Genomic DNA, 526 nt, shown 5'->3' on the forward strand with positions numbered 1-526 from the left:
CCGGGTTGATGTTGTCGTCCAGCGTGTCGTTGGCGAACGGCTCGACCAGCAATACCGTGCCGTCGTCTTTCAGCGAGTCATAGGCGTGACGGGCGGCGCCGACCGGGTCGCCCATGTCGTGCAGGCAGTCGAAATAGCAGATCAAGTCGTAGTCATCGCCGGGGTAGCTTTTTGCCGAGCCCTGGAAGAACTTCGCCCGGCTGCTGACCCCGCCTTCCTCGGCGCGTTGGGTGGCAACGGTGATCGACGGCGCGTGATAGTCGTAACCGACGAAACGCGAGTTGGGAAACGCCTGGGCCATGATCACCGTCGACGCGCCATGACCGCAGCCGATGTCGGCGACTTTGGCGCCTTCTTCCAGTTTGGCCACCACGCCGTCGAGCGCCGGCAGCCATTCGGCGATCAGGTGACCTTTGTAGCCGGGCCGGAAGAACCGCTCGGTGCCGCTGAACATGCACGGATGGTGATCACCCCAAGGCAGGGCGCCGTTGCCGCGCATGGCTTTGACCAGTTTGTCTTTGTCGTG

1 protein-coding gene is annotated in these 526 nt (G+C 63.3%); it reads right to left on the bottom strand.

Annotated features, from left to right (window positions below; all coding sequences use genetic code 11):
- Positions 1 to 526 (bottom strand): class I SAM-dependent methyltransferase (locus BK660_RS29950; protein WP_148057477.1); only part of this gene is annotated, 526 nt, incomplete at both ends.

It is taken from the genome of Pseudomonas brassicacearum (assembly GCF_003732265.1).
Taxonomy (GTDB): Bacteria; Pseudomonadota; Gammaproteobacteria; order Pseudomonadales; family Pseudomonadaceae; genus Aquipseudomonas; species Aquipseudomonas brassicacearum_D.